Genomic DNA, 25,076 nt, shown 5'->3' with positions numbered 1-25,076 from the left:
GCCAGCGTGTTTAACGGGGCGCCCCAGATCAAAAGCAAAGCGCGGCGGCCTTAGGGCCGACCGGGGTTTTGAGGCCGGCCTCGGTCACCTGTTGGAGCTGGCTTGCCTGCGATGGCATCGCCCTGGTTTATCTGATGTACCGAGTTGCCTGCATCGCAGGCAAGCCAGCTCCCACAATTTAAATCTCCATTCATCAGGCAGATATCAACCTGCTCTTGATCTGCTCTTGATCTGCTCTTGATCTGGCTTGTGATCTTGATCTGAGGCGCCCCGTTAAACACGCTGGCCGGAATTCGACATGGATTTGGGGGGTAAACCGGCAGGGATGCCGGTTTAGCCGCCCCGCGCCATGGATGGCGCGTGGCGGCGGCCCCCCAAATCCATGTCGGATTACGGGCACACCGAGCCTAGGCGAGGTGCCGAGTGTTGGGGCAAGAGCCCTTTGCTTACTTTGGGGCTCTTTTCCAAAGTGAGCCGCCGTAAGGGCGGAACCAATAGCAGCCGTAACCGCAGAAACGGATATGTACACAATAAAACCAGTCCAACAAGAAACCTGGCCCAACTCTTGCTCTACCTCCTGATACTGCATCCCCGATCCCCATGCAGTGGAGACCTTTACCTATGCCAGTCGCCCCGAATTCGCTCCTTCAGGCTGCCCCTGCGGCCAAGCCTCAAGCACCCGTCGCCAACCCACCGGCAGCGGTTGCGACCCCACGGGACACGGGCCCTGGCTTCGCTCAAGTGTTCGCCAGCCAAGGCGCCAAACCCACGCTCAAGGCCGACGATAACTCGCCCAAACCCACTGCCGGCAAGTCTTCGGATGCAAGTGCCAAACCTGCAGCGGGCAACGACAAACCTGCCGCCAGCACGCCAGCGGTTGCCGATAGCGGCAAACCCTTGCCTGCCACCCCGCCGGCCAAGACCGACGACTCTGCCAGCAAAGACGACGACGCATCGTCCGACCCGACCCTCGTGCAGCAGCCTCCGGCTGATCCGGTGGTCGATCCGGCATTGATTGCCACCGTCACCCCGGTGGCTGTGCCGGTAATACCGGTAGAAACCCCCGCGCCCCTGACCGCCGCCAAGGATGACAAGGCTCAGCCGGTAGTCGCGGCACCGATCGCAGCAACCGAGGAGGCCAAGCCGGCCTTCGACCCGGAAGCTGATCCCCTGGATGCCATGCCGGCCGTGCGCCTGGCGATGGAGCAGGGCGGTCATGTCTCTGCCAGCAGCCAGGCGCAGGCGAAAGCGGCCCCGCCCCCGACTCAAGATCAGCCGACCGCCGCGCAGAATTTTGCTGCTGGCCTGGCCACTATGGTCGACCAGCAAGCCTCCAAGGACAGCACTGACCAAGGCGGCGACAAAGCGTTCAGTGGGCTGATCGAGGACGGGCTCAAGGACCTGAAGAACGCCAGCAGCGACACCCGTGTCGATGACTTCGCCAACCGCTTGGCCGCGTTGACTCAAGCCGCCACGCCGAAAACCGCCAATGCCTTGCCGCCGGTGACTAATGCGCCATTGGCCATGCACCAGAGCGGCTGGACCGACGAAATCGTCAACCGCGTGATGTACCTGTCCAGCGCCAACCTCAAGTCGGCGGAGATCCAGTTACAGCCGGCTGAACTCGGTCGCCTGGATATCAAGGTCAACATGACCGCCGACCAGCAGGCCCAGGTCAACTTCATGAGCGCCCACCCGGTGGTGCGTGAGGCGCTGGAAAGCCAGTCGGGGCGTTTGCGCGAGATGTTTGCCCAGCAGGGGATGGGGCAGGTGGATGTGAACGTGTCTGACCAGTCTCGTGGTCAGGAACAACAACAGCCGCAGGCCCAGACCCGTGGAGTGGGCGGCGGCAGCGGGCGTGGTGACAGCGGCGACAACGGCGCTCACGTTGACGTGGCTGAAGCTGTCGCGCCTGTGACCTCTACGGTGATCGGCTCCAGCGCTGTCGATTACTACGCCTGACTCGAACCCTGCACAGGCCTAAATGTAGGAGCGGGCTTGCTCGCGAATGCGGTGGATCAGTGACAGATGGATTAACTGACACACCGCATTCGTGAGCAAGCCCGCTGCCACATGGGATATCCAGCGTGACATCTGCCCCTGTCTACCAGACAACTCTGGCATAACACTTGCTCTTGCCTTTCCGTAGATCTATGAATCCCCGAATAGTGACGGATTATTGGCATGGCGAAGAGCGACGACGCAGTAAAAGCACCCGCAGGCAAAGGTAAGCTCAAGCTTATCCTGTTGATAGTCGTGGGCCTGCTCCTGGCCATCGGCGCCTCGGTGGGTGGCACCTGGTACATCATGCACAGCAGCGCCGCCAAACCGGCAGCCGCCGCTGAAACTGCCAGTAACGTCAAGCAACCGGCAATCTTCGAGCCGATGCTTCCGGCCTTTGTCGCCAACTTCAATCAGAACGGTCGTCAACGCTACCTGCAGGTGAGCATCACCTTGCTGGCGCGTAACCAGTCGGACCTGGATGCCCTCAAGGTGCATATGCCAGTGATCCGCAACAACTTGGTGATGCTGTTCTCCGGCCAGAGCTTCGACACACTTGCCACCCCGGTAGGCCAGGAAATGCTGCGCCAGAAGGTCACTGCCAGTGTGCAGGAAGTGGCCCAGAAGGAACTCGGCAAAGTCGTGATCGAACAGGCGCTCTTCACTAACTTCGTATTGCAGTAGGATCACGACATGGCCGTGCAAGACCTGCTGTCCCAGGATGAAATCGACGCGCTGCTGCATGGTGTCGACGATGGTCTGGTACAGACCGAAATGGCTGCCGAGCCCGGCAGCGTCAAAAGTTATGACCTCACCAGCCAGGATCGCATCGTCCGTGGGCGCATGCCGACCCTGGAGATGATCAACGAACGTTTCGCCCGTTACACCCGCATCAGCATGTTCAACATGTTGCGCCGTTCGGCGGACGTGGCGGTGGGCGGTGTGCAGGTGATGAAGTTCGGTGAGTACGTGCATTCGCTGTACGTGCCCACCAGCCTCAACCTGGTCAAGATCAAGCCGCTACGCGGCACTGCGCTGTTCATCCTTGACGCCAAGCTGGTGTTCAAGCTGGTGGACAACTTCTTCGGTGGCGACGGCCGTCACGCCAAGATCGAAGGCCGTGAATTCACCCCCACCGAACTGCGGGTGGTGCGCATGGTGCTGGAGCAAGCCTTCATCGACTTGAAGGAAGCCTGGCAGGCGGTCATGGAAGTCAATTTCGAGTACATCAACTCGGAAGTGAACCCGGCCATGGCCAACATCGTCGGCCCCAGTGAAGCGATTGTGGTGTCGACGTTCCACATCGAACTCGATGGCGGCGGCGGCGACCTGCACGTGACCATGCCGTACTCGATGATCGAGCCGGTGCGCGAAATGCTCGACGCTGGCTTCCAGTCCGACCTGGACGACCAGGACGAACGTTGGGTCAAGGCCCTGCGCGAAGACCTGCTGGATGTCGACGTACCGCTGAGCGCCACCGTGGCCCGTCGCCAGTTGCGTCTGCGCGATATTTTGCACATGCAGCCGGGGGACATCATCCCTGTCGAATTGCCGGAAGAAATGATCATGCGCGCCAGCGGCGTGCCGTCGTTCAAGGTCAAGCTCGGCTCCCACAAGGGCAACCTGGCACTGCAAGTGGTCGAGCCGATCAACCGTCGCTGATTCGCCCTAATTAATTTATGAATGTTTGCTCCGCCGAGGACATGTAATGGCTACCGAACACGAAAACACTTCCGCCGAAGACCAGGCCCTGGCTGACGAATGGGCGGCTGCCCTGGAAGAAACCGGCGATGTTGGCCAAGACGATATCGATGCGCTGCTGGCCGCTGACGCTGCCACTGCACCGGCCGGCAATCGCCTGCAAATGGAAGAATTCGGCAGCATGCCGAAGAACAACGACCCGGTGACCCTCGACGGCCCGAACCTGGATGTGATTCTCGACATTCCGGTGTCGATCTCCATGGAAGTCGGCAGCACCGAAATCAACATCCGCAACCTGCTGCAACTCAACCAGGGCTCGGTCATCGAGCTCGACCGCCTGGCCGGCGAGCCGTTGGACGTGCTGGTGAACGGCACCCTGATTGCTCACGGCGAAGTGGTCGTGGTCAACGAAAAGTTCGGCATCCGCCTGACGGACGTGATCAGCCCGAGCGAACGCATCAAGAAGTTGCGCTGATATGAAACGGCTGATCGTGGGACTGTTAGTCGCATTGCCCCTGGACGCCTGGGCCGCTGAACCGGTGGCCCAGGCCGCCGCTGCGCCCGTGGGCAGTGTCGGCGGGCAGCTCACTCAGCTGGTGCTGGGCCTGTTGCTGGTGGTCGGCTTGATTTTTGCGCTGGCCTGGCTGATGCGCCGCGTACAGCGCGTGGGCCCGGGCAACGGCCAGGTGATCGAAATGATCGGCTCCCGTGCCCTCGGCCCGCGTGATCGGCTGGTGTTGGTGCAAGTGGGTGAGGAACAGATCCTGCTGGGCATTACCCCCGGACGCATCACTCCGCTGCACGTGCTCAAGACGCCGGTAAACGTGGACCCGTCCAAGCCCGCCACGCCAGAATTCGCTCAGCGCCTGATGGAGTTGCTGGGCAAGGATCAGAAGGATAAGAAGTAATGCGCGTTTTATTGACGCTCATGCTGTTGCTGGCGGCGCCATTGGCGCTTGGCGCCGACCCGCTGTCGATCCCGGCCATTACGCTGGGCACCAATGCGGCCGGAGCGCAGGAGTATTCGGTCAGCCTGCAGATCCTGCTGATCATGACCGCGCTGAGCTTTATCCCGGCGTTTGTCATGCTGATGACCAGCTTCACGCGGATCATCATCGTGTTCTCCATCTTGCGCCAGGCCCTGGGCCTGCAGCAGACGCCGTCGAACCAGATCCTCACCGGCATGGCGTTGTTCTTGACGATGTTCATCATGGCGCCGGTGTTCGACAAGGTGAACCAACAAGCGCTGCAACCGTACCTGGCGGAGAAAATGACCGCCCAGGATGCGATCGACAAAGCCCAGGTCCCGATCAAGGATTTCATGCTGTCGCAGACCCGCTCCAGCGACCTTGAGCTGTTCATGCGCCTGTCCAAGCGCACCGACATCGCCACCCCCGACCAGGCGCCGCTGACCATCCTGGTGCCGGCGTTTGTCACGTCCGAGTTGAAGACCGCGTTCCAGATCGGCTTCATGATCTTTATTCCGTTCCTGATCATCGACTTGGTGGTGGCGAGCGTGCTGATGGCGATGGGTATGATGATGCTGTCGCCGCTGATCATCTCGTTGCCGTTCAAGATCATGCTGTTTGTGTTGGTGGACGGCTGGGCGCTGATTATCGGCACCCTGGCCGGCAGTTTCGGCGGGGTATAGCGCGATGACACCTGAAGTTGCCGTCGACCTGTTTCGTGAAGCGCTGTGGCTGACCACCTTGATGGTCGCCGTGCTGGTCGTCCCGAGCCTGTTGGTGGGCTTGCTGGTGGCGATGTTCCAGGCCGCGACCCAGATCAACGAACAGACCTTGAGTTTCCTGCCGCGCCTGCTGGTGATGCTGGTCACGCTGATCGTTGCCGGTCCGTGGCTGGTACAGACCTTCATGGAATATATCCTGCAGTTGTACGGCAGTATTCCGCAGTTGATCGGCTGACCCGATGCAGTCTTTGCTGGCATTGACCGACACTCAGATCAGCACCTGGGTGGCGTCCTTCATCCTGCCGCTGTTTCGCGTAACGGCGATGTTGATGGCCATGCCGGTGTTCGGCACGACCCTGGTGCCACGGCGCGTGCGCCTGTACTTTGCGGTGGCGATTACCGTAGTGATCGTGCCGGGTTTGCCACCGATGCCGCCGGTGAATGCCATCGACCTCAGCGCACTGCTGCTGATTGCCGAGGAGGTCCTGATCGGCGCTATGTTGGGGTTCTCCCTCTCGCTGTTTTTCCAGGCCTTTGTCATCGCCGGGCAAATCATCTCGATCCAGATGGGCATGGGCTTCGCGTCCATGGTCGACCCTACGAACGGTGTGTCGGCGGCGGTGATTGGGCAGTTCCTGACCATGCTGGTGACCCTGCTGTTCCTGGCGATGAATGGGCACTTGGTGGCGTTCGAGGTGTTGACCGAGAGCTTCACCACCTTACCGGTCGGCTCGGGGCTGGTGGTCAATCACTTCTGGGAAATCGTGGGGCGCTTGGGTTGGGTGTTGGGCGCCTCGCTATTGCTGGTGTTGCCGGCGATCACTGCGCTGCTGGTGGTCAACATCGCGTTTGGTGTGATGACCCGCGCGGCGCCACAGCTGAACATTTTTTCGATTGGTTTCCCGTTGACCCTGGTGTTGGGCATGGGGATTTTCTGGCTCGGCCTGGCTGACATTCTCAATCAGTATCAACCGCTGGCGACCGACGCCCTGCAGTTCTTACGTGATCTGGCAAGGGCGCGCTGAGCCATGGCCGAGAGCGAGAGTGGTCAGGACAAAACAGAAGACCCCACGGAGAAACGTAAAAAGGACTCGAGGGAAAAGGGCGAGATTGCGCGCTCCAAAGAGCTCAACACAGTTGCGACCATGATGGCCGGCGCCGGCGCCTTGCTGATCTACGGCGGTGGCCTGGCGCTGGACTTGATGGAGTTGATGAAGCACAACTTCGCCTTGCCCCGCGAGGTGCTGCTCAATCCTGGTGCCATGGGCCAGTACCTGCTGCACTCGGGGAAAATCGCGCTCCTGGCGGTGCAGCCGATCCTGATCACCTTGCTGCTGGCCGCGTTGATCGGCCCGGTCGCCCTCGGCGGCTGGCTGTTCGCCGCCGGCAGCATGGCCCCCAAATTCAGCCGCATGAACCCCGGTGCCGGGCTCAAGCGCATGTTTTCCGCCAAGGCTCTGGTGGAGTTGCTCAAGGCCCTGGCCAAATTCATTCTGATCTTGTTTGTGGCGCTGATGGTGCTCTCGTCGGATATCGACGACCTGCTGCGCATCGCCCATGAACCGCTGGAGTCGGCGATCATTCACAGCGTGCAGGTGGTGGGCTGGAGCGCGCTGTGGATGGCCGCCGGGCTGATCATCATTGCCGCCGTGGATGCGCCGATCCAGCTGTGGGAAAGCCATAAGAAACTGCTGATGACCAAGCAGGAAGTGCGCGACGAGCACAAGGATTCGGAAGGCCGCCCCGAGGTGAAACAGCGTATTCGCCAACTGCAACGGGAAATGTCCCAGCGCAAGATGATGGCCGCGGTGCCCGACGCCGACGTGGTCATCACCAACCCGACGCACTATGCCGTGGCCCTCAAGTACGACCCGGAGAAGGGGGGGGCGCCGATGTTGTTGGCCAAGGGCAGTGACTTTACGGCCCTTAAGATTCGTGAGATTGCGGTGGCCAACAACATCCTGTTGCTGGAGTCGCCGGAGTTGGCGCGGTCGATCTTCTACTCCACCGACCTCGACCAGGAAATTCCCGCCGGGTTGTACCTCGCCGTGGCTCAGGTGTTGGCCTATGTCTATCAGATCCGCCAATACCGTGCGGGCAAGGGCAAGCGCCCGGACCCGCTGAAAGACTTGCCAATCCCGCCTGAATTACGCCGCGACTCCTGATCATCTCCGCCTATCACGCCTCATGATCTTCCGTCTACCTGTCATATTTGACAGTAGCCATCTTGTGCTTCCCGCAGTTCTACTACAGCCAGCACTGCGCGCAGGCTGTAAACGAGATGCAGGGAGAGAGGGGAAGATGTTCAGAGGCACGGTCAAATCTTATGACCGCAAGACTGGGAAAGGTTGGATTGCCCTGGAAGGTGGGGACGACGTGCAAGTGGATCTCTTGGGTTCTCGCTGCATCTGGCTTGCGGTGGGCCAGCGAGTGGAATTTTGCATGATTCACCGGCCCGATGGCGTCTTTGCGTGCGAAGCCAGAGTTATCCCTAATGTCCTTGAGCGAGATGTCAGGGGAACGGCAATGGCAACCGGTACGGTGAAATGGTTTAACGCGCAGAAGGGGTTTGGGGTTATCACTCGGGACGAAGGTGAAGCTGATCAATAGCGTCGGTTGTTCGGCGCCATCGAGCACTCGCTCCGCCAGCCCAATCAGCTGTGCGACGCCCCGTGCGCCCCCTCATTTGAATCGATTCACACTTGGGAGTTCGGTTGCTTGTGAGGTCATCACAGCTCAAGCCAGAAGCGATCTAAGCGGCAAAGCAAAAGTTGGAAGGCTTCTTGCAATAACGCCTTCAGGACGCCTCCCGGCGTCAAAACTTTGCTTCAAGGGATACGAGGAATACCGGTGGTTGATCGCTCTCAAATGCTCGGCACGGCACGTTCCACCCTGACTGACCTCTCGCGGGGCAATCTGGGTGTGCCGTTGTTGTTGCTGGTGATGCTGGCAATGATGATGTTGCCAATGCCGCCGTTCCTGCTGGACGTGTTCTTCACCTTCAACATTGCCCTGTCGGTCGTCGTGCTGCTGGTTTGCGTATACGCCTTGCGGCCGCTGGATTTCGCGGTATTCCCGACCATTCTGCTGATCGCGACGCTGCTGCGGCTGGCGCTGAACGTGGCGTCCACCCGCGTGGTGATGCTCAACGGCCAAGACGGCCACGCGGCGGCCGGTAAGGTGATCCAGGCCTTCGGTGAGGTGGTGATCGGCGGTAACTACGTGGTCGGTATCGTGGTGTTTGCGATCCTGATGATCATCAACTTCGTAGTGGTGACCAAGGGTGCCGGGCGGATTTCCGAGGTGAGCGCGCGTTTTACCCTCGACGCGATGCCCGGCAAACAGATGGCCATCGACGCCGACCTCAACGCCGGCCTGATCGACCAGAACCAAGCCAAGTCACGCCGCCTGGAAGTGGCCCAGGAGGCCGAGTTCTACGGTTCCATGGACGGTGCCAGCAAATTTGTGCGCGGTGACGCCATCGCTGGCTTGCTGATCCTGTTCATCAACCTCATCGGCGGCGTCGCGGTCGGCATCTTCCAGCACGGCATGACCTTTGGCGAGGCGGGCAAGGTTTATGCCTTGCTGACCATCGGTGACGGTTTAGTGGCGCAATTGCCATCACTGTTGTTATCCACAGCTGCAGCGATCATGGTGACCCGTGCTTCGGGCTCCGAAGACATGGGCAAGCAGATCAGCCGGCAGATGTTTGCATCGCCCAAGGCGTTGGCCGTGGCGGCAGGCATCATGGCGATCATGGGTATCGTGCCGGGCATGCCTCATGTCTCGTTCCTGAGCATGGCCGCCCTTGCCGGTGGCGCTGCGTACCTGTTCTGGAAAAAGCAAAACGCCGTCAAGGTGCAGGCCTTGCAGGATGTTGCGCGTCAGCAGGAGCTGCTGCCATCCCCGGCCCGCGCCCAGGAAACCAAGGAGTTGGGCTGGGATGACGTGACGCCGATCGACATGATCGGCCTGGAAGTGGGCTACCGCCTGATTCCGCTGGTAGACCGCAACCAGGGCGGCCAATTGCTCGCGCGGATCAAGGGCGTGCGCAAGAAGCTGTCCCAGGACCTGGGCTTCTTGATGCCCACCGTGCATATCCGCGACAACCTCGACCTGGCCCCAAGCGCCTACCGCCTGACCTTGATGGGCGTGATCCTGGCGGAAGCCGAGATTTACCCGGACCGCGAGTTGGCGATCAACCCAGGGCAGGTATTCGGCAGTCTCAACGGCATCACCGCCAAAGATCCGGCTTTTGGCCTGGACGCGGTGTGGATCGAAATCAGCCAGCGCAGCCAGGCGCAGTCCCTCGGTTACACCGTGGTCGACGCCAGCACCGTGGTCGCCACCCACCTCAATCAGATCCTCTACAAGCACTCCCACGAGCTGATCGGCCACGAAGAAGTCCAGCAATTGATGGGTTTGCTCGGCAAAGCCTCGCCAAAACTCGCCGAAGAGCTGGTGCCGGGCATCCTCTCGCTGTCGCAATTGCTCAAGGTGCTGCAGGCGCTGCTGGCCGAACAAGTACCGGTGCGCGACATTCGCAGCATCGCCGAGGCCATCGCCAATAATGCCGCCAAGAGTCAAGATACTGCCGCTCTGGTGGCTGCGGTGCGCGTCGGATTGTCCCGCGCAATCGTGCAAAGCATTGTAGGGCTTGACTCCGAGCTGCCTGTGATCACCTTGGAACCAAGGTTGGAACAGATTTTGCTCAATAGTATTCAGAAGGCCGGGCTTGGTCAGGAAGAGGGCGTCCTGCTGGAGCCAAGCATGGCTGAGAAGCTGCAGCGTTCGTTGATCGACGCCGCACAGCGCCAGGAGATGCAAGGCCAACCAGTGATCCTGCTGGTGGCAGGCCCCGTCCGGGCGATGTTGTCGCGGTTTGGACGCCTGGCAGTACCGAATTTGCACGTTTTGGCTTATCAGGAAATTCCTGACAATAAGCAAGTGACTATCGTCGCGACAGTAGGGCCGAACGGCTGAGGGTAGTGGGTTATGCAAGTTAAGCGTTTTTTCGCCGCCGATATGCGTCAGGCCATGAAACTGGTTCGTGATGAGCTGGGCGCCGACGCCGCGATTATCGGAAATCGTCGTATTGCCGGCGGTGTCGAGCTGACGGCTGCCCTGGACTACACCCCCTCGGCACTGGCGCCGCGCGTGCCGAACATGGAGCTCGAAGACGAGCTGCGCAAGACGGCGTCGCGCATTGTCTCGGCCCAGGCTGAACTGAGCATGCGTGGCGACAGCGATGCCACCACCAATCGCCAATTGTTCGCCGGCTTGCCGCTGACGGCTTCCGAACCGTTGGTTGAGCCGACCTTCAAAGAACCGCAGCGCCCTGCCGCGCCAGCCCCGGCTGCTGGCGTCGACCAGCGTGTGTTCGACTCGATGCGTTTTGAACTCAACGGCCTGCGCGAACTGCTCGAAGTGCAGCTAGGCTCGCTGGCCTGGACGCAGTTGCAAGGCAGCAAGCCGCAACAGGCCAACCTGTGGCGCCGCCTGCAACGCATCGGCCTGTCCGGCCCGCTGTCGCGTGACCTGCTGGCCCTGACCACCGAAATCGAAGAACCCCGCCAGGCCTGGCGCATGTTGCTGGCCCACTTGGCGCGGATGATCACCACGCCGGAAATCGAACCTCTGGAAGAGGGCGGTGTGATTGCCATGGTCGGCCCTGCCGGCATGGGCAAAACCACCACCCTCGCCAAGCTGGCGGCGCGTTATGTGCTCAAGTACGGCGCGCAGAACATCGCGCTGGTGAGCATGGACAGCTACCGTATTGGCGCCCAGGAACAGCTCAAGACCCTGGGCCGAATCCTCAATGTGCCGGTGACCCACGTTGACCCGGGCCAGTCCCTGGCCAACGCTCTCGACCCGTTGCTGCGCAAGCGCGTGGTGCTGATCGATACCGCCGGCCTGCAAGCCAGCGACCCGGCCTTGCGCATGCAGCTTGAAAGCCTCGCCGGGCGTGGCATCAAGTCGAAGAATTACCTGGTGCTTGCAACCACCAGCCAGAAACAGGTTCTTACCGCTGCGTATCATAGTTACAAGCGTTGTGGCCTGTCCGGTTGCATCCTCACCAAGCTCGATGAAACCGCGAGCCTGGGTGAAGTGCTGAGCCTGGCCATCAGTCATGAATTGCCGGTCGCCTACCTGACCGACGGGCCGCGGATTCCGGATGATCTGCACCTGCCGCGCCGTCATCAGTTGGTCAGCCGTGCTGTCAGCGTGCAAATGCAAGAAGAGCCTAGCGAGGAAGCGATGGCCGATATGTTCGCCGACCTTTACCACAGCCCCGCAAAACGGGTGGGTTGAGGTCAGGATGAACACCATGAAATGTATCTACATCGATGGTCTGCAAGCGATTCACGCGGCCAAGCCATGTAGCCTGCGTCTAAGCAAGACAAGGTAAAGAAATAAAATGGGCAGCATGCATCCCGTACAGGTGATCGCGGTGACCGGCGGCAAAGGTGGCGTCGGCAAAACTAACGTGTCAGTGAATTTGTCCCTGGCCCTGGCAGAGCTTGGCCGTCGCGTCATGCTGCTGGATGCTGACCTGGGGCTGGCGAACGTTGACGTTCTGCTGGGGTTGACGCCCAAACACACCCTTGCCGATGTGATCGAGGGCCGCTGTGAGCTGCGCGATGTGCTGCTGCAGGGCCCCGGTGGCATCCGCATCGTGCCGGCGGCCTCTGGCACCCAGAGCATGGTGCACCTGAGCCCGGCGCAGCATGCCGGCCTGATCCAGGCGTTCAGTGATATCGGCGACAACCTCGACGTGCTGGTGATCGACACCGCCGCCGGGATCGGCGAGTCAGTGGTCAGCTTCGTGCGCGCTGCGCAGGAAGTCTTGCTGGTGGTCTGCGATGAACCCACCTCGATTACCGACGCCTACGCCCTGATCAAACTGCTTAACCGCGACCACGGCATGAACCGCTTCCGCGTCCTGGCCAACATGGCCCAGAGCCCGCAGGAAGGGCGCAATCTGTTCGCCAAGTTGACCAAGGTCACGGACCGCTTCCTCGATGTCGCCTTACAATACGTTGGCGCAGTTCCCTACGACGAGTGTGTGCGCAAGGCTGTGCAAAAGCAGCGTGCAGTCTACGAAGCGTTTCCTCGTTCCAAATGCGCATTGGCGTTCAAGGCTATTGCCCAAAAGGTCGATACTTGGCCGTTGCCCGCCAACCCTCGGGGGCATCTGGAGTTTTTCGTCGAGCGATTGGTTCATCAGACGAGCGCAGGACCGGTGCTATGACAGCGAACGGCTACAACGCTTACAAGAAGTCTGCCCGTGACAGCCAGGGCGAGTTGATCGAGCGCTACGCGCCCTTGGTCAAGCGCATTGCCTATCACTTGCTGGCACGCCTGCCCGCCAGCGTCCAGGTCGAAGACCTGATCCAGGCTGGCATGATCGGCTTGCTCGAGGTGTCGACCAAATACGACGCGAGCAAGGGGGCGAGTTTCGAGACGTATGCGGGTATCCGTATCCGTGGCGCGATGCTCGATGAAGTGCGTAAAGGCGACTGGGCGCCGCGTTCGGTACACCGCAATACGCGCATGGTCAGTGACGCAATTCGCGCAATTGAAGCAAAAACCGGTCGCGACGCTAAAGATCACGAAGTTGCGGCCGAACTCCAATTGAGTCTCGACGATTACTACGGGATTTTGAACGATACCTTGGGCAGCCGCTTGTTCAGTTTCGACGACCTGTTGCAGGACGGCGAACACGAAGGGCTGCACGAGGACGGCGCGAGCGCTCATATGGAGCCATCGCGCGACCTGGAAGATGAACGCTTCCAGGGGGCGCTGGCGGAAGCGATTGCCAATTTGCCGGAGCGGGAGCGGCTGGTGTTGGCGCTGTACTACGACGAAGAGCTGAACCTCAAGGAAATCGGTGAGGTCCTGGGGGTCAGTGAATCGCGGGTCAGCCAGTTGCATAGCCAGTGCGCAGCCCGCTTGCGGGGGCGTTTGGGAGAGTGGCGAGCGCGCTGACAGGCAGTGTGGGGACACTGCAGACGATACCGCGACGGTGATTGACCTTCGCGGGTTCGACCCGTGGTGGCCCCGGCAGTCCTTTTTGTGTAATGCCTGTTGAATGATATGGCGCGTCCAGGTGCTGGGCGCGTTTAAGACTGCTTGGAGGTCGAATTGGACAAGAACATGAAAATCCTCATCGTTGATGACTTCTCAACGATGCGGCGGATCATAAAAAACCTGTTGCGTGACCTTGGGTTCACTAACACGGTCGAGGCGGATGACGGCATCACAGCCATTCCGATCCTCAACAGCGGCAGCATCGACTTTCTGGTAACAGACTGGAACATGCCGGGCATGACCGGTATCGACTTGCTGCGCCACGTGCGTGCTGACGAAAAGCTGCGCAGCCTTCCTGTGCTGATGGTGACCGCCGAAGCCAAGCGTGAGCAGATCATCGAAGCCGCCCAAGCCGGGGTTAACGGTTACGTGGTCAAGCCATTCACTGCATTGGCCTTGAAAGAGAAGATCGAAAAAATCTTCGAACGCATCCACGGCTAATGCCATCGCGGGGGAGCTATGGAGCATAAAGAAACGTCACAGGGAGACTTTGAGTCAACCCTGAAAAAGCATGCTCACCAGTTGGTCGACAGCCTTGAAAAAGGCCATTTCGGCGACGCGGTGCAGTTGATCCATGAGCTCAACCAGACCCGTGACCGCGGCCTGTACCAGGAAGTGGGCAAGCTCACGCGCGAGCTGCACAGTGCGATCGTCAATTTCCAGATTGACCCGCATATGCCCCAGGCCGAAGAAATTTCGCAAATCACCGATGCCACCGAACGCCTGTCCTACGTGGTCAGGCTGACTGAGGCGGCGGCCAACCGCACCATGGACCTGGTGGAAAATGCCACGCCCCTGGTCAATGGCATGGCCACCGAAGCCCAGGCCCTCAGCGTTGACTGGGGCCGCTTCATGCGTCGCGAAGTCGGGGCTGAAGAGTTCCGTGAGCTGGCGCGTCGGGTCGAAGGGTTCTTGTCACGCAGCGAGCAGGAAAACCGCACGGTTTCCAGCAACCTCAACGACATTCTGCTCGCCCAGGATTACCAGGACCTCACCGGCCAGGTGATCAAGCGTGTGACTCAGTTGGTCACCGAAGTAGAAAGCAACTTGCTCAAATTAGTGCTTATGGCAGGCCAGGTAGACCGTTTTGCCGGTATCGAACATGACCGCGAAGCGATCCTCTCGGAAAAAGATCCACAAAAACATCTCGCCAAGGGTGAAGGTCCGCAGATTCATGCCGATAAACGTGAAGACGTTGTATCGGGTCAGGATGATGTTGATGACCTGTTATCCAGTTTAGGCTTCTAAGGAGCACCCACATGAGCTTCGGCGCCGATGAAGAAATCCTTCAGGATTTCCTTGTAGAGGCCGGCGAAATTTTAGAGCAACTGTCCGAACAGCTGGTCGAGCTGGAAAGCCGACCAGATGATGCGAACCTGCTCAATGCAATTTTTCGCGGTTTTCACACTGTAAAAGGGGGCGCCGGCTTCCTCCAGCTCCATGAGCTGGTGGAGTGCTGCCACATCGCCGAGAACGTGTTCGACATCCTTCGCAAGGGGGAGCGTCACGTTGATTCGGAGTTGATGGACGTGATTCTCGAAGCACTGGATGCGGTCAACGGGATGTTCAGCGAAGTCCGCGAACGTGCCCCGATCACCGCGGCCACGCCGGAACTGTTGGCTGCGCTGGCACGTTATGCGGAGCCCGCCGACCTGTCGGCTGCGCCGGTAGCAGAAGCGGCGCCCGAGCCAGTGGCTGAGGCCGAGCCGGACGTGACGGACAGCGAGTTCGAGCAGTTGCTCAACTCCCTCAGTGCCGTGAAGGCCGAGGCAGAAGCACCGCCTGCGCCTGTTGCCGCGCCAACCAGCGAAGACATCACTGACGCTGAGTTCGAATCCCTGCTCGACCAGTTGCATGGCAAAGGCCAGTTCGCGGCCGACGCCGTGCCGCCTGCTGCTGCGCCGCAAGCGCCTGCCGCTACCGCCAGCACCGACATCACGGACGATGAGTTCGAAGCGTTGCTGGACCAACTGCATGGCAAGGGCACCTTTGCGGCCGACGCCTTGCCGGCGGTCGCTGCGCCGGCTGCAACACCGGCTGCCAGCGCCGCCCCCGGCGCTGATGGCCTGATTTCGGATCACGAATTCGAGTCGCTGCTTGACGAATTGCACGGCAAGGGCAAGTTCACCGAAGTTGCCCCGGCCGCTGCAGTCGCCACGGCTGCACCGGTGGCTGCCAAAGCCGCTGCGCCAGCACCGGCGGCCAAGCCTGCTTCAGCACCGACCGCAGCGCCGGCGCCAGCGCGTGCCGCCGCCGCACCGGTTGCGGAAAAACCTGCCAGTGAAGCCGAAACCACCGTGCGCGTTGATACCGCGCGCCTGGACGACATCATGAACATGGTCGGCGAACTGGTACTGGTGCGTAACCGCCTGGTGCGCCTGGGCCTGAGCAGCGGCGATGAAGCCATGCAAAAGGCCGTGTCGAACCTGGATGTGGTGACTGCCGACCTGCAAACCGCGGTGATGAAAACGCGGATGCAACCGATCAAGAAAGTCTTTGGCCGCTTCCCACGTTTGGTTCGCGACTTGGCGCGCCAGTTAAAGAAAGAGATCAACCTGGAACTGGTGGGTGAAGAAACCGACCTCGACAAGAACCTTGTCGAGGCCCTGGCCGACCCGCTGGTCCACTTGGTGCGCAACGCCGTCGACCACGGCGTGGAAACCCCGGAAGAGCGCGAAGCCTCGGGCAAGTCCCGTGGCGGCAAGGTGATCCTGGCGGCGGAGCAAGAGGGCGACCACATCCTGCTGTCGATCACCGATGACGGCAAAGGCATGGACCCGGCCATATTGCGCAATATCGCGGTCAAGCGTGGCGTGATGGACAAGGACGCCGCCGACCGCCTGACCGATAGCGAATGCTACAACCTGATCTTTGCCCCGGGCTTCTCGACCAAGACCGAGATTTCCGATGTGTCTGGCCGCGGTGTGGGCATGGACGTGGTGAAGACCAAGATCAGCCAGCTCAACGGCTCAATCAACATCTACTCGACCAAGGGCCAGGGCTCGAAGATCGTCATCAAGGTGCCGTTGACCCTGGCGATCATGCCGACCCTGATGGTGATGCTGGGCAACCAGGCCTTCGCCTTCCCGTTGGTCAACGTCAACGAGATCTTCCACCTCGACCTGTCGCGCACCAACGTGGTGGACGGCCAGGAAGTGGTGATCGTGCGCGATAAGGCGTTGCCACTGTTCTACCTCAAGCGCTGGCTGGTCGCTTCGGCTGCCCATGAAGAGCAGCGCGAAGGGCATGTGGTGATTCTCTCCGTGGGCACCCAGCGTATCGGCTTTGTCGTCGATCAGTTGGTTGGCCAGGAAGAGGTGGTCATCAAGCCTTTGGGCAAAATGCTGCAGGGAACCCCGGGCATGTCGGGTGCGACCATCACCGGTGACGGTCGGATCGCGCTGATTCTCGATGTTCCGAGCATGCTCAAGCGTTACGCCGCTCGGCGTATTTGATTCTGGTGGGGCAGGGCGGTTAGCCCGCCCCGCCTAACGGAGTGTTTATGGCAGTCAAGGTCCTGGTGGTGGACGATTCGGGTTTCTTCCGTCGCCGCGTCTCGGAAATTCTTTCCGCCGATCCAACGATCCAGGTGGTTGGCACGGCCACCAACGGTAAAGAGGCGATTGATCAAGCCATTGCGTTGAAACCGGACGTGATCACCATGGACTACGAGATGCCGATGATGGATGGCATCACGGCAGTTCGGCACATCATGCAACGCTGCCCGACCCCGGTATTGATGTTCTCCTCGCTCACCCACGAAGGCGCCCGAGTGACCCTCGACGCGTTGGACGCTGGCGCGGTGGACTTCCTGCCGAAGAATTTCGAAGACATCTCGCGCAACCCCGAGAAGGTCAAGCAGATGCTGTGCGAGAAGGTGCACAGCATTTCGCGCAGTAACCGTCGCAGCTTGTTCAGCGCGCCAGCGCCTGCACCGGTGGTGGCCCCAGCTGCACCCGCTAGTTCCTCATTCAGTCGCCCAGCCCCAGCCTCGACCTCCGTTGCACGGCCTGCCGTGGTGCCGACACGTGCGTCTGCGCCAAGTGCGCATTCGCCTGCACCCAAGCGTAAAGCCTACAAGCTGGTTGCTATCGGTACGTCCACGGGCGGCCCGGTTGCCCTTCAACGCGTATTGACCCAACTGCCGGCCAACTTCCCGGCGCCGATCCTGTTGATCCAGCACATGCCTGCCGCCTTCACCAAGGCCTTTGCCGAGCGCCTGGACAAGTTGTGCCGCATCAGCGTCAAGGAAGCCGAGGATGGCGACATCCTGCGTCCTGGCCTGGCGCTGCTGGCCCCGGGTGGCAAGCAGATGATGGTGGATGGCCGTGGTGCGATCAAAATCCTGCCGGGCGATGAGCGCCTGAACTACAAGCCGTGCGTGGATATCACCTTTGGTTCGGCCGCCAAGTCCTACGGCGACAAAGTTCTGGCGGTGGTGCTCACCGGCATGGGCGCCGACGGCCGTGAAGGCGCGCGCCTGCTCAAGCAGGGCGGCAGCGCCATCTGGGCGCAGGACGAAGCCAGCTGTGTGATCTATGGCATGCCCATGGCCATCGTCAAAGCGGACCTGGCCGACGCCGTTTACAGCCTGGACGATATTGGCAAGCATCTGGTGGAGGCCTGCCTCTGATGGATGTCTTGAGCCTGATCGGCATCATCATGGCGTTTGTCGCAATCATCGGCGGCAACTACCTTGAGGGCGGCCACCTCGGCGCCTTGGCCAACGGCCCGGCGGCGCTCATCGTGATCGGCGGCACTGTGGGCGCGGCGTTGCTGCAGTCGCCCATGAGCTCGTTCAAGCGCGCCATGCAAATTCTGATATGGATCATTTTCCCACCTCGCGTGGACCTGCCAGGCGGCATCGACCGCGTGGTCAACTGGAGCCTCACCGCACGCAAGGAAGGCCTGCTGGGCCTGGAAGGCGTGGCCGATGCCGAGCCCGACAGTTACGCGCGCAAAGGCTTGCAGTTGCTGGTGGACGGCGCCGAGCCGGAAGCGATCCGCAGCATCCTGGAAGTGGATTTCTACACCCAGGAAAGCCGTGACATCAACGCCGCCAAAGTCTATGAAAGCATGGGCGGTTACGCGCCGACCATCGGCATCATCGGTGCGGTGATGGGCTTGATCCACGTGATGGGCAATCTCGCCGATCCATCGCAACTGGGCAGCGGCATTGCCGTGGCATTTGTCGCCACCATCTACGGCGTGGCGAGTGCCAACCTGGTGCTGTTGCCAGTGGCCAGCAAGCTCAAGTCGATTGCCATGCGCCAGTCGCGTTACCGCGAAATGTTGCTCGAAGGCATTCTGTCGATTGCCGAGGGCGAGAACCCGCGCTCCATCGAATTGAAGCTCCAGGGCTTCATGGATTGATGGGAGATATCGATTATGAGCCGTCGCCGTCGCGAGCCTGAAGAACACGTCAACCATGAACGGTGGCTGGTGTCCTACGCGGACTTCATCACCTTGCTGTTCGCGTTTTTCGTGGTGATGTACTCGATCTCGTCGATTAACGAAGGCAAGTACAAAGTCATTTCCCAGGCGCTGATTGGCGTGTTCAACGACGCCGACCGCGCCCTCAAGCCGATCCCGATCGGCGAAGAACGGCCCAAGACCGTGACCCCGGCCAAGCCGCTGGTCAACGACAGCGATGAAACCGCTGCTGGCGTGGGTGGCACCAGCGATCCGCTGAAAAGCATCGCCGACGACATCAGTGCTGCGTTTGGCGACTTGATCCGTTCCAATCAGATGACCGTGCGTGGCAATGAGTTGTGGGTGGAGATCGAGCTTAATTCCAGCCTGCTGTTCGCCAGCGCCGATGCGATGCCCAGCGACCAGGCATTCACCATCATTGATAAGGTAGCGGCGATTCTGAAGCCGTTCGAAAATCCGATCCACGTTGAAGGCTTTACCGACAATTTTCCGATCGCCACCGCGCAGTACCCGACCAACTGGGAGCTTTCGGCAGCACGGGCGTCGAGCATCGTGCGCATGCTCGCGATGCAGGGCGTGAACCCCGGGCGCTTGGCGTCGGTAGGGTACGGCGAGTTCCAGCCGGTGGCCAATAACGCCACGGTAGAAGGCCGCGCACGCAATCGTCGGGTGGTGCTGGTGGTGTCGCGCAACTTGGATGTGCGCCGCAGCCTGACCGGTACCGGCACCGCCAATGCAACTCCGGATGCCGCGTTGAGGCGGGCTGGCACACAAACTGCACCGGCACTTGCAAAGCCGCCGGTTCGTCAGAGTGCCGTCAATTCTCCGTCGCCGGCTCAATAACCCAATGCAATGTCTCGGTCGCGCCTGTGCCCGCCGGGAGGAACCAACCGAATGAGAGTCTGGGCAGTTGCCAATCAAAAAGGTGGAGTCGGCAAGACCACCACCTCCATCGCCTTAGCCGGTTTGCTCGCTGAGGCGGGTAAGCGTGTGGTCGTGGTGGACCTGGACCCTCACGGCTCCATGACCAGCTATTTCGGCTACGACCCGGATGCGCTGGAACACAGCAACTACGACCTGTTCCTGCACAAAGGCAGCGTGCCGGCCGATTTGCCGGGCCAACTGCTGCTGCCTACCAGCAACGAAAGCATTTCCTTGTTGCCCTCCAGCACCGCCCTGGCCACCCTGGAGCGCCAGTCGCCGGGGCAGAGTGGGCTGGGCCTGGTGATTGCCAAGACCCTGGCGCAACTGTGGCAGGACTTCGATTACGCGATCATCGACAGCCCGCCGTTGCTTGGCGTGTTGATGGTCAACGCCCTGGCAGCCAGCCAACAACTGGTGATCCCGGTGCAGACCGAACACCTGGCGGTTAAAGGCCTGGAGCGCATGGTCAGCACCCTGGCGATGATCAACCGCTCGCGCAAGCAGGCGCTGCCGTACAGCATCGTGCCGACCTTGTTCGACCGTCGTACCCAGGCGTCCCTCGGCACCCTGCGCGTATTGCGCGATGCCTACCCGGACACCATCTGGAACGGCTACATCCCGGTGGACACGCGCCTGCGTGACGCCAGCCGTGCAGGCCTCACACCGTCGCAGTTCGACGGCAAGAGCCGTGGCGTACTTGCCTACCGCGCATTGCTCAAGCACCTGCTGTCCCAGCAGCTTGTGGCGCAGGTGGCGTGATGAACCGGCCCACCAAACTCAAGACCCGGCCGCAACTGGCACTGGAATCCTACCTGGATGCCTTGCTGCAGGATGCGACCGCGGAAGAACTGCCGGAACCTATCCTGGTGCTGGAGCCGGCTGTTGAACCATTAGCCGTGCTGGATGAATTCCAGTTGGCGGTACTGGAAGAGCAAGCCCGAGATGCGCAGGTCGTGGTGCCGATTACGTCGGTTGTGGTCGCGCCTGTGGTGGTCGCACCCGTCGTGGTCGAGCCGGTGGTGGACGTGCACCTGCCGCCGAGCATCACGCCGCCGCCGGTGACCGGTGATGGCCGCCCGAGCTGGGCTGCAGAGCCGTTTGAATGCCTGCTGTTCGACGTCGCCGGGTTGACCCTGGCGGTGCCGCTGGTGTGCCTGGGCTCGATTTATTCACTGGAAGGCCAGGAACTGACGCCACTGTTCGGGCAACCGGAGTGGTTCCTCGGCATCCTGCCCAGCCAGGCTGGCAACTTGAAAGTCCTCGATACCGCGCGCTGGGTCATGCCTGACCGCTACCGTGATGACTTCCGCCAAGGCTTGCAATACGTGATCTCGGTGCAGGGCTACGAGTGGGGGCTGGCCGTGCATCAAGTCAGCCGCTCGTTGCGCCTGGACCCGAACGAAATCAAATGGCGCAGCCATCGGGGTCAACGGCCTTGGCTGGCGGGCACCGTGATTGAACACATGTGCGCGTTGCTTGATGTTTCCGAACTGGCCGAGTTGATCGCCAGTGGCGCCGCCAAGTCGATGCCAATAACTAAACGTAGTTGATTGAACAATAAGGGCCGCATGTGAATGTGGTCAGCGAAGCACACACGCCGTGTAAAACGGCATTTGAAGGGGTCAGTGGTATGAACAAGTCAGCGTCCGCACAAGGTTTGGATGATCCGATCCTGCAATGGGTTACCTTCAAACTGGACAACGAGTCCTATGGCATTAACGTGATGCGCGTGCAGGAAGTGCTGCGCTACACCGAGATCGCCCCGGTACCGGGTGCACCGAGCTACGTGCTGGGCATCATCAACCTGCGCGGCAACGTGGTGACGGTGATCGACACCCGCCAGCGTTTCGGCTTGGTGTCCACCGAAGTCAATGACAATACGCGTATCGTCATCATCGAGGCCGACAAGCAAGTGGTCGGGATCATGGTCGATAGCGTGGCCGAAGTGGTCTACCTGCGCCAATCCGAAGTTGAAACCGCGCCGAACGTGGGTAACGAAGAGTCCGCCAAGTTCATCCAGGGCGTGTGCAACAAGAACGGCGAGCTGCTGATTCTGGTTGAGCTGGACAAGATGATGAGCGAAGAAGAATGGTCGGATCTGGAGAACATCTGATTGTTTCTTGAAGCAGCGGTAGTTGTCCTGGCCCTGTTGTGGGCCGGGACGTTGGCATTTCTGCTGCGCTATGTGCGCCAGCAACGCGAGTTGTTATTGCAGCAGGCCGAGCGCGATGCTGTGCGTGACCGGCGCGTGCTTGAGTTGGTAAAGCGGGTCGATCATTTCCAGCAGAGTGCGGTGAAGGTTGGGAATGAGGTGCATGAACTGCGCGCGATTCTTGCGCCGTTGCCGGATAAGCTGGCGCAGATTGAGCAGCGGGATCCATCGAGTCTGTCGTTTGCCCAGGCCGCCAAGTTGGTGGGGATGGGGGCTACGGTGGATGAGCTGACGCAGTCGTGTGGGTTGACTCAGGCTGAGGCGCAGTTGATGAGTAAGCTGCATAAGAGCTGATTGGGTTTTGAGTACATATCCGTTGCCTAAAAAACGGATATGTACTCAGTCATCCAATTATTTTCCCATTCCATGGCTTTTTTCTCCCCGCCAAAGGTCCACATCCTTCAAGCACCTTTGAAGCCAGGAGTAACTCACCCATGACCACCCCCAAGGCACTGTTGATCCTCCACGGCAAGCAAGCCCTCAACGAGGATGTGCGCGACGCGGTGAAGGCCCGGCGCGAGCAGGGCGGCGAGCTCGCCGTGCGGGTGACGTGGGAGGGCGGTGACGCCCAGCGCCTGGTCAGCGAAGCCCTCACAGACGGCTACACCCATATCATCGCTGGCGGCGGCGACGGTACCTTGCGTGATGTGGCCGAAGCCATGGCCCGGGCCAAAACCGACGCCAGCCTGGTGCTGATGCCCTTGGGCACCGCCAACGATTTCGCCAAGGCTGCCGGTGTGCCGCTGGAACCCGCCCAGGCCCTGGCGCTGCTGGACGTGCCGCCACGGGCCATCGACCTCGGTCAGGTGGGCGAGCAAATTTTTCTCAATATGGCCACCGGCGGTTTTGGCAGCCAGGTCACTGCCAATACTTCCGACGATTTGAAGAAGGTGCTCGGCGGTGCCGCTTACCTGTTCACCGGCCTGTCGCGTTTCAGCGAGTTGAAGGCCGCCTACGCCGAGCTGGATGGTCCCGATTTTCACTGGAAGGGCGAGTTGCTCGCTTTGGGTATCGGCAACGGTCGCCAGGCGGGTGGTGGGCATGAGCTATGCCCCGGTGCAATGGCGGATGATGGCCTGCTGGACGTCAGTATCCTGCCCGCGCCGCAGGAAGTGGTCGGCACGCTTCGCGAGCTGATGAACAATGGTTGGGGCTTGGACACTATGTTTGTTCGGGCACGCCTGCCATGGGTTGAAATCAGACGGGCTGAAGGCCTGTACATCAACCTTGACGGCGAACCGCTCAAGGGCGACGACCTGCACTTCGAGGCCTTGCCCAAGGCCTTGCGCGTGCACCTGCCGGTGGATTCGCCGTTAGTCGTCCAGGCTGATGATCTGCTCGCGCACGGCAAATAACACCAGGCCGGCCACGTCGAAAATCTGCAGGCGTTTCATGATTTGCGAGCGGTGCGCTTCCACGGTCTTGATGCTCAAGCCCAAGCCGTGGGCGATTTCCCGGGTGGACTTGCCGCGCACGATCAAGCGCAGGATTTCCAGCTGCCGCGCCGTGAGGTTATGGCTGTGCGCGGCGGGCGTGGCGGGCCCCTGGCTACGCACCAGCGCTTGGTTGATCACCGTGTGGGCAATCGCCGGGCTCAGGTAACGTTCGTTGTTGCGCAAGGCCAGCAGCGCGTGTTCCAGCTCGTTGGCGGTGGTGTCCTTGAGCAGGTAGCCATGGGCGCCGGATTCCAGCGCGCACATGATCAATGCCGGGTCGGTGTGCATCGACAGGATCAGCACGCGGCTCTTGGGGTAGGCCCGCCTGAGTTGCTGCAAGGCATCCAGGCCGCCGGTGTGCTTCATCGACAGGTCCAATAACACGATATCGGGTAGCAAGGCGCTGAACTGCTCAAGTAGCTGTGCACCGTCGCTGGCTTCGCCGATGACGGTGTAGCCCGGAATGTCCTGGACCAGCGCGCGTACGCCGGCCCGGATCAAAGCGTGGTCATCCACCAGGAGTAATTTGCAGGTCACTCGATAACCTTAGGGGAACTGGCCCGATCGAGGGCGCGGGGCGCCCAGGGGAAAAGCGCGTTGATCCGTGTCCCTTTGCCTGGCTGGCTGCTGACGGATAATGAACCGCCAAGCTGATCAACCCGCTCGGACATGCCGGCCATGCCCCGTTGGCCTTCCAAGGCAGGGTTGATGGCCGGCGAAAAACCCTGGCCGTCATCGCAGATACTCAGCGAGAGGCCCTCGGGCAGGCGTTGCAGGCGGACCAGCAGGTTACCCGCCTGGGCGTGGCGTAGCATGTTGGTCACCGCTTCCTGGGTGATTCGAAAGGCCGCCAGCGCCATTTCTTCCGGGATACCGGTCAGCCGTTGCTGGCATTCCAGGCTCCAGCACACCTGGGTATTTTCCAGGGTCTTGAGCAGGTGCGCGCGCAGGCTGGCTTCCAGGCCCAGGTTGGCCAGCTGGCGAGGGTTGAGAATGGCAGACACGTCGCGCACCTTGGCCAGGGTTTCATTCAGCGTGTTGCACAGCACCGTGCACTGGCTTTGCAGGTCGTCCGGCAGGCGGCGCTTGAGCCATTCGCTTTGCAGCTTGGCGGCGGTGAGCAGTTGGCCGATATCGTCATGCAGCTCGCGGCTGAGGCGGTGGCGTTCGTTTTCCTGGACTTGCAGCAGGCGGTCGGCCAGTTCCTGGGGCTGGAACTTGATGGATTTGCGCGAATGCCACTGTTGCAGGCCCACCACGAGCAGGATGGCCAGGTTGAGCACAATCACCAGCAGCGGCAGTGGCGCGGAACGGGTATAGGTCCAGAGGCTCAGCAACAGCGAGCCAAGGCACAGGGCGAGGATCAAATGGCGTGCATTGCTGCGGGACGCGGACCTTGCGATGAGTGTCTTGAGGCTGGCGTACATAGCGGATGGAGCCAATGAGGGTTCGCTGCGGGAAGACCGGTCATGGCGGCTGACAGGGCTCTGTTTGGAATGCGTTATCGAATCATTTTCAAGCATGATGAAGGGGGCGCACTTCGAGCGGGGCATAATACCACCACTATTGCCGTTGGTCGCCTGGCTGG

The 25,076-nt window shown here is 60.8% G+C and carries 27 protein-coding genes; 25 read left to right on the top strand and 2 right to left on the bottom strand.

Annotated elements, in window-relative coordinates:
- The first annotated feature begins 621 nt into the window (after window positions 1–621).
- From AACY44_RS12935 to yegS, 25 genes are all read left to right on the top strand, one after another.
- Entirely contained in the window at window positions 622–1,962 is a 1,341-nt protein-coding gene (locus AACY44_RS12935) for a flagellar hook-length control protein FliK (RefSeq protein ID WP_339530382.1), read from the top strand.
- Window positions 1,963–2,184: 222 nt separating this feature from the next.
- Complete coding sequence (gene fliL, locus AACY44_RS12930; protein WP_339416608.1) at window positions 2,185–2,685, top strand: flagellar basal body-associated protein FliL; 501 nt, start codon at window positions 2,185–2,187, stop codon at window positions 2,683–2,685.
- A gap of 9 nt (window positions 2,686–2,694) precedes the next feature.
- Window positions 2,695–3,663, top strand: a complete 969-nt coding sequence (gene fliM / locus AACY44_RS12925; RefSeq protein ID WP_339416607.1) for a flagellar motor switch protein FliM — start codon at window positions 2,695–2,697, stop codon at window positions 3,661–3,663.
- A gap of 46 nt (window positions 3,664–3,709) precedes the next feature.
- Window positions 3,710–4,177 (top strand): flagellar motor switch protein FliN, encoded by a 468-nt coding sequence (fliN, locus tag AACY44_RS12920; RefSeq protein WP_339416606.1) that lies wholly within the window; start codon window positions 3,710–3,712, stop codon window positions 4,175–4,177.
- Between the two features lies 1 nt (window position 4,178).
- The gene (fliO, locus tag AACY44_RS12915) at window positions 4,179–4,610 is read left to right on the top strand and encodes a flagellar biosynthetic protein FliO (protein WP_314568761.1); all 432 of its coding nucleotides are present in this window, start codon (window positions 4,179–4,181) and stop codon (window positions 4,608–4,610) included.
- Entirely contained in the window at window positions 4,610–5,353 is a 744-nt protein-coding gene (fliP, locus tag AACY44_RS12910) for a flagellar type III secretion system pore protein FliP (protein WP_339416603.1), read from the top strand. The genes fliO and fliP overlap by 1 nt, the downstream gene beginning before the upstream one ends.
- A gap of 4 nt (window positions 5,354–5,357) precedes the next feature.
- Complete coding sequence (gene fliQ / locus AACY44_RS12905) at window positions 5,358–5,627, top strand: flagellar biosynthesis protein FliQ (protein WP_003192936.1); 270 nt, start codon at window positions 5,358–5,360, stop codon at window positions 5,625–5,627.
- A gap of 4 nt (window positions 5,628–5,631) precedes the next feature.
- The gene (fliR, locus tag AACY44_RS12900) at window positions 5,632–6,417 is read left to right on the top strand and encodes a flagellar biosynthetic protein FliR (protein ID WP_339416602.1); all 786 of its coding nucleotides are present in this window, start codon (window positions 5,632–5,634) and stop codon (window positions 6,415–6,417) included.
- A gap of 3 nt (window positions 6,418–6,420) precedes the next feature.
- The gene (gene flhB, locus AACY44_RS12895) at window positions 6,421–7,557 is read left to right on the top strand and encodes a flagellar biosynthesis protein FlhB (protein WP_339416600.1); all 1,137 of its coding nucleotides are present in this window, start codon (window positions 6,421–6,423) and stop codon (window positions 7,555–7,557) included.
- Between the two features lie 22 nt (window positions 7,558–7,579).
- A complete protein-coding gene (locus AACY44_RS12890; RefSeq protein WP_339416599.1) occupies window positions 7,580–8,002 on the top strand; it encodes a cold-shock protein in 423 nt (140 codons plus the stop codon).
- A gap of 258 nt (window positions 8,003–8,260) precedes the next feature.
- A complete protein-coding gene (gene flhA, locus AACY44_RS12885; protein WP_339416761.1) occupies window positions 8,261–10,375 on the top strand; it encodes a flagellar biosynthesis protein FlhA in 2,115 nt (704 codons plus the stop codon).
- A 12-nt stretch (window positions 10,376–10,387) separates the two neighbouring features.
- Window positions 10,388–11,704, top strand: coding sequence for a flagellar biosynthesis protein FlhF (gene flhF, locus AACY44_RS12880; RefSeq protein ID WP_339416598.1), 1,317 nt, complete (start codon window positions 10,388–10,390; stop codon window positions 11,702–11,704).
- A gap of 106 nt (window positions 11,705–11,810) precedes the next feature.
- A complete protein-coding gene (gene fleN / locus AACY44_RS12875; protein ID WP_339416596.1) occupies window positions 11,811–12,644 on the top strand; it encodes a flagellar synthesis regulator FleN in 834 nt (277 codons plus the stop codon).
- Complete coding sequence (gene fliA, locus AACY44_RS12870) at window positions 12,641–13,381, top strand: RNA polymerase sigma factor FliA (RefSeq protein ID WP_049712165.1); 741 nt, start codon at window positions 12,641–12,643, stop codon at window positions 13,379–13,381. The genes fleN and fliA overlap by 4 nt, the downstream gene beginning before the upstream one ends.
- A gap of 168 nt (window positions 13,382–13,549) precedes the next feature.
- Window positions 13,550–13,924, top strand: coding sequence for a chemotaxis response regulator CheY (locus AACY44_RS12865; protein WP_015885173.1), 375 nt, complete (start codon window positions 13,550–13,552; stop codon window positions 13,922–13,924).
- Window positions 13,925–13,942: 18 nt separating this feature from the next.
- Window positions 13,943–14,731 carry a protein phosphatase CheZ gene (locus AACY44_RS12860; RefSeq protein WP_090399987.1) on the top strand — a complete coding sequence of 263 codons (789 nt, stop codon included), beginning with the start codon at window positions 13,943–13,945 and terminating at the stop codon, window positions 14,729–14,731.
- An 11-nt stretch (window positions 14,732–14,742) separates the two neighbouring features.
- Window positions 14,743–16,938, top strand: a complete 2,196-nt coding sequence (locus AACY44_RS12855; RefSeq protein WP_339427406.1) for a chemotaxis protein CheA — start codon at window positions 14,743–14,745, stop codon at window positions 16,936–16,938.
- Between the two features lie 47 nt (window positions 16,939–16,985).
- Window positions 16,986–18,116, top strand: coding sequence for a protein-glutamate methylesterase/protein-glutamine glutaminase (locus AACY44_RS12850; RefSeq protein WP_339416593.1), 1,131 nt, complete (start codon window positions 16,986–16,988; stop codon window positions 18,114–18,116).
- Window positions 18,116–18,856, top strand: coding sequence for a flagellar motor protein (locus AACY44_RS12845; RefSeq protein ID WP_033900785.1), 741 nt, complete (start codon window positions 18,116–18,118; stop codon window positions 18,854–18,856). The genes AACY44_RS12850 and AACY44_RS12845 overlap by 1 nt, the downstream gene beginning before the upstream one ends.
- Before the next feature lie 15 nt (window positions 18,857–18,871).
- A complete protein-coding gene (gene motD, locus AACY44_RS12840) occupies window positions 18,872–19,759 on the top strand; it encodes a flagellar motor protein MotD (protein WP_339416591.1) in 888 nt (295 codons plus the stop codon).
- Window positions 19,760–19,810: 51 nt separating this feature from the next.
- On the top strand, window positions 19,811–20,599 hold the full coding sequence (locus tag AACY44_RS12835) for a ParA family protein (protein ID WP_015885168.1): 789 nt from the start codon (window positions 19,811–19,813) through the stop codon (window positions 20,597–20,599).
- Complete coding sequence (locus AACY44_RS12830) at window positions 20,599–21,390, top strand: CheW domain-containing protein (RefSeq protein ID WP_339436302.1); 792 nt, start codon at window positions 20,599–20,601, stop codon at window positions 21,388–21,390. Before AACY44_RS12835 ends, AACY44_RS12830 begins: the two co-directional genes overlap by 1 nt.
- Before the next feature lie 80 nt (window positions 21,391–21,470).
- Complete coding sequence (locus tag AACY44_RS12825; protein ID WP_339416588.1) at window positions 21,471–21,953, top strand: chemotaxis protein CheW; 483 nt, start codon at window positions 21,471–21,473, stop codon at window positions 21,951–21,953.
- Complete coding sequence (locus AACY44_RS12820; RefSeq protein ID WP_339416587.1) at window positions 21,954–22,346, top strand: DUF2802 domain-containing protein; 393 nt, start codon at window positions 21,954–21,956, stop codon at window positions 22,344–22,346.
- A 140-nt stretch (window positions 22,347–22,486) separates the two neighbouring features.
- Window positions 22,487–23,407 (top strand): lipid kinase YegS, encoded by a 921-nt coding sequence (yegS, locus tag AACY44_RS12815; protein ID WP_339416586.1) that lies wholly within the window; start codon window positions 22,487–22,489, stop codon window positions 23,405–23,407.
- Here yegS and AACY44_RS12810 read toward each other — a convergent pair.
- Both AACY44_RS12810 and AACY44_RS12805 read right to left on the bottom strand, forming a co-directional pair.
- Entirely contained in the window at window positions 23,366–24,025 is a 660-nt protein-coding gene (locus AACY44_RS12810) for a response regulator transcription factor (RefSeq protein WP_339436301.1), read from the bottom strand. The genes yegS and AACY44_RS12810 overlap by 42 nt on opposite strands.
- A complete protein-coding gene (locus AACY44_RS12805) occupies window positions 24,022–24,915 on the bottom strand; it encodes a sensor histidine kinase (RefSeq protein ID WP_339436334.1) in 894 nt (297 codons plus the stop codon). The genes AACY44_RS12810 and AACY44_RS12805 overlap by 4 nt, the downstream gene beginning before the upstream one ends.
- Window positions 24,916–25,076 lie beyond the last annotated feature (161 nt).

The sequence above is a fragment of the Pseudomonas sp. RA_15y_Pfl1_P11 genome (genome assembly GCF_963970975.1).
GTDB lineage: Bacteria > Pseudomonadota > Gammaproteobacteria > Pseudomonadales > Pseudomonadaceae > Aquipseudomonas > Aquipseudomonas tritici.
Note: the sequence above shows the minus strand (reverse complement) of the source record. Positions and strands in the feature narration are given on the sequence as shown.

Bases quoted from the DNA above. Each gene is read 5' to 3' on its own strand.
- AACY44_RS12935 (WP_339530382.1), top strand. From the start codon at position 622: ATGCCAGTCGCCCCGAATTCGCTCCTTCAGGCTGCCCCTGCGGCCAAG.
- fliL (WP_339416608.1), top strand. From the start codon at position 2,185: ATGGCGAAGAGCGACGACGCAGTAAAAGCACCCGCAGGCAAAGGTAAG.
- fliM (WP_339416607.1), top strand. From the start codon at position 2,695: ATGGCCGTGCAAGACCTGCTGTCCCAGGATGAAATCGACGCGCTGCTG.
- fliN (WP_339416606.1), top strand. From the start codon at position 3,710: ATGGCTACCGAACACGAAAACACTTCCGCCGAAGACCAGGCCCTGGCT.
- fliO (WP_314568761.1), top strand. From the start codon at position 4,179: ATGAAACGGCTGATCGTGGGACTGTTAGTCGCATTGCCCCTGGACGCC.
- fliP (WP_339416603.1), top strand. From the start codon at position 4,610: ATGCGCGTTTTATTGACGCTCATGCTGTTGCTGGCGGCGCCATTGGCG.
- fliQ (WP_003192936.1), top strand. From the start codon at position 5,358: ATGACACCTGAAGTTGCCGTCGACCTGTTTCGTGAAGCGCTGTGGCTG.
- fliR (WP_339416602.1), top strand. From the start codon at position 5,632: ATGCAGTCTTTGCTGGCATTGACCGACACTCAGATCAGCACCTGGGTG.
- flhB (WP_339416600.1), top strand. From the start codon at position 6,421: ATGGCCGAGAGCGAGAGTGGTCAGGACAAAACAGAAGACCCCACGGAG.
- AACY44_RS12890 (WP_339416599.1), top strand. From the start codon at position 7,580: ATGATCTTCCGTCTACCTGTCATATTTGACAGTAGCCATCTTGTGCTT.
- flhA (WP_339416761.1), top strand. From the start codon at position 8,261: ATGCTCGGCACGGCACGTTCCACCCTGACTGACCTCTCGCGGGGCAAT.
- flhF (WP_339416598.1), top strand. From the start codon at position 10,388: ATGCAAGTTAAGCGTTTTTTCGCCGCCGATATGCGTCAGGCCATGAAA.
- fleN (WP_339416596.1), top strand. From the start codon at position 11,811: ATGGGCAGCATGCATCCCGTACAGGTGATCGCGGTGACCGGCGGCAAA.
- fliA (WP_049712165.1), top strand. From the start codon at position 12,641: ATGACAGCGAACGGCTACAACGCTTACAAGAAGTCTGCCCGTGACAGC.
- AACY44_RS12865 (WP_015885173.1), top strand. From the start codon at position 13,550: ATGAAAATCCTCATCGTTGATGACTTCTCAACGATGCGGCGGATCATA.
- AACY44_RS12860 (WP_090399987.1), top strand. From the start codon at position 13,943: ATGGAGCATAAAGAAACGTCACAGGGAGACTTTGAGTCAACCCTGAAA.
- AACY44_RS12855 (WP_339427406.1), top strand. From the start codon at position 14,743: ATGAGCTTCGGCGCCGATGAAGAAATCCTTCAGGATTTCCTTGTAGAG.
- AACY44_RS12850 (WP_339416593.1), top strand. From the start codon at position 16,986: ATGGCAGTCAAGGTCCTGGTGGTGGACGATTCGGGTTTCTTCCGTCGC.
- AACY44_RS12845 (WP_033900785.1), top strand. From the start codon at position 18,116: ATGGATGTCTTGAGCCTGATCGGCATCATCATGGCGTTTGTCGCAATC.
- motD (WP_339416591.1), top strand. From the start codon at position 18,872: ATGAGCCGTCGCCGTCGCGAGCCTGAAGAACACGTCAACCATGAACGG.
- AACY44_RS12835 (WP_015885168.1), top strand. From the start codon at position 19,811: ATGAGAGTCTGGGCAGTTGCCAATCAAAAAGGTGGAGTCGGCAAGACC.
- AACY44_RS12830 (WP_339436302.1), top strand. From the start codon at position 20,599: ATGAACCGGCCCACCAAACTCAAGACCCGGCCGCAACTGGCACTGGAA.
- AACY44_RS12825 (WP_339416588.1), top strand. From the start codon at position 21,471: ATGAACAAGTCAGCGTCCGCACAAGGTTTGGATGATCCGATCCTGCAA.
- yegS (WP_339416586.1), top strand. From the start codon at position 22,487: ATGACCACCCCCAAGGCACTGTTGATCCTCCACGGCAAGCAAGCCCTC.
- AACY44_RS12805 (WP_339436334.1), bottom strand. From the start codon at position 24,915: ATGTACGCCAGCCTCAAGACACTCATCGCAAGGTCCGCGTCCCGCAGC.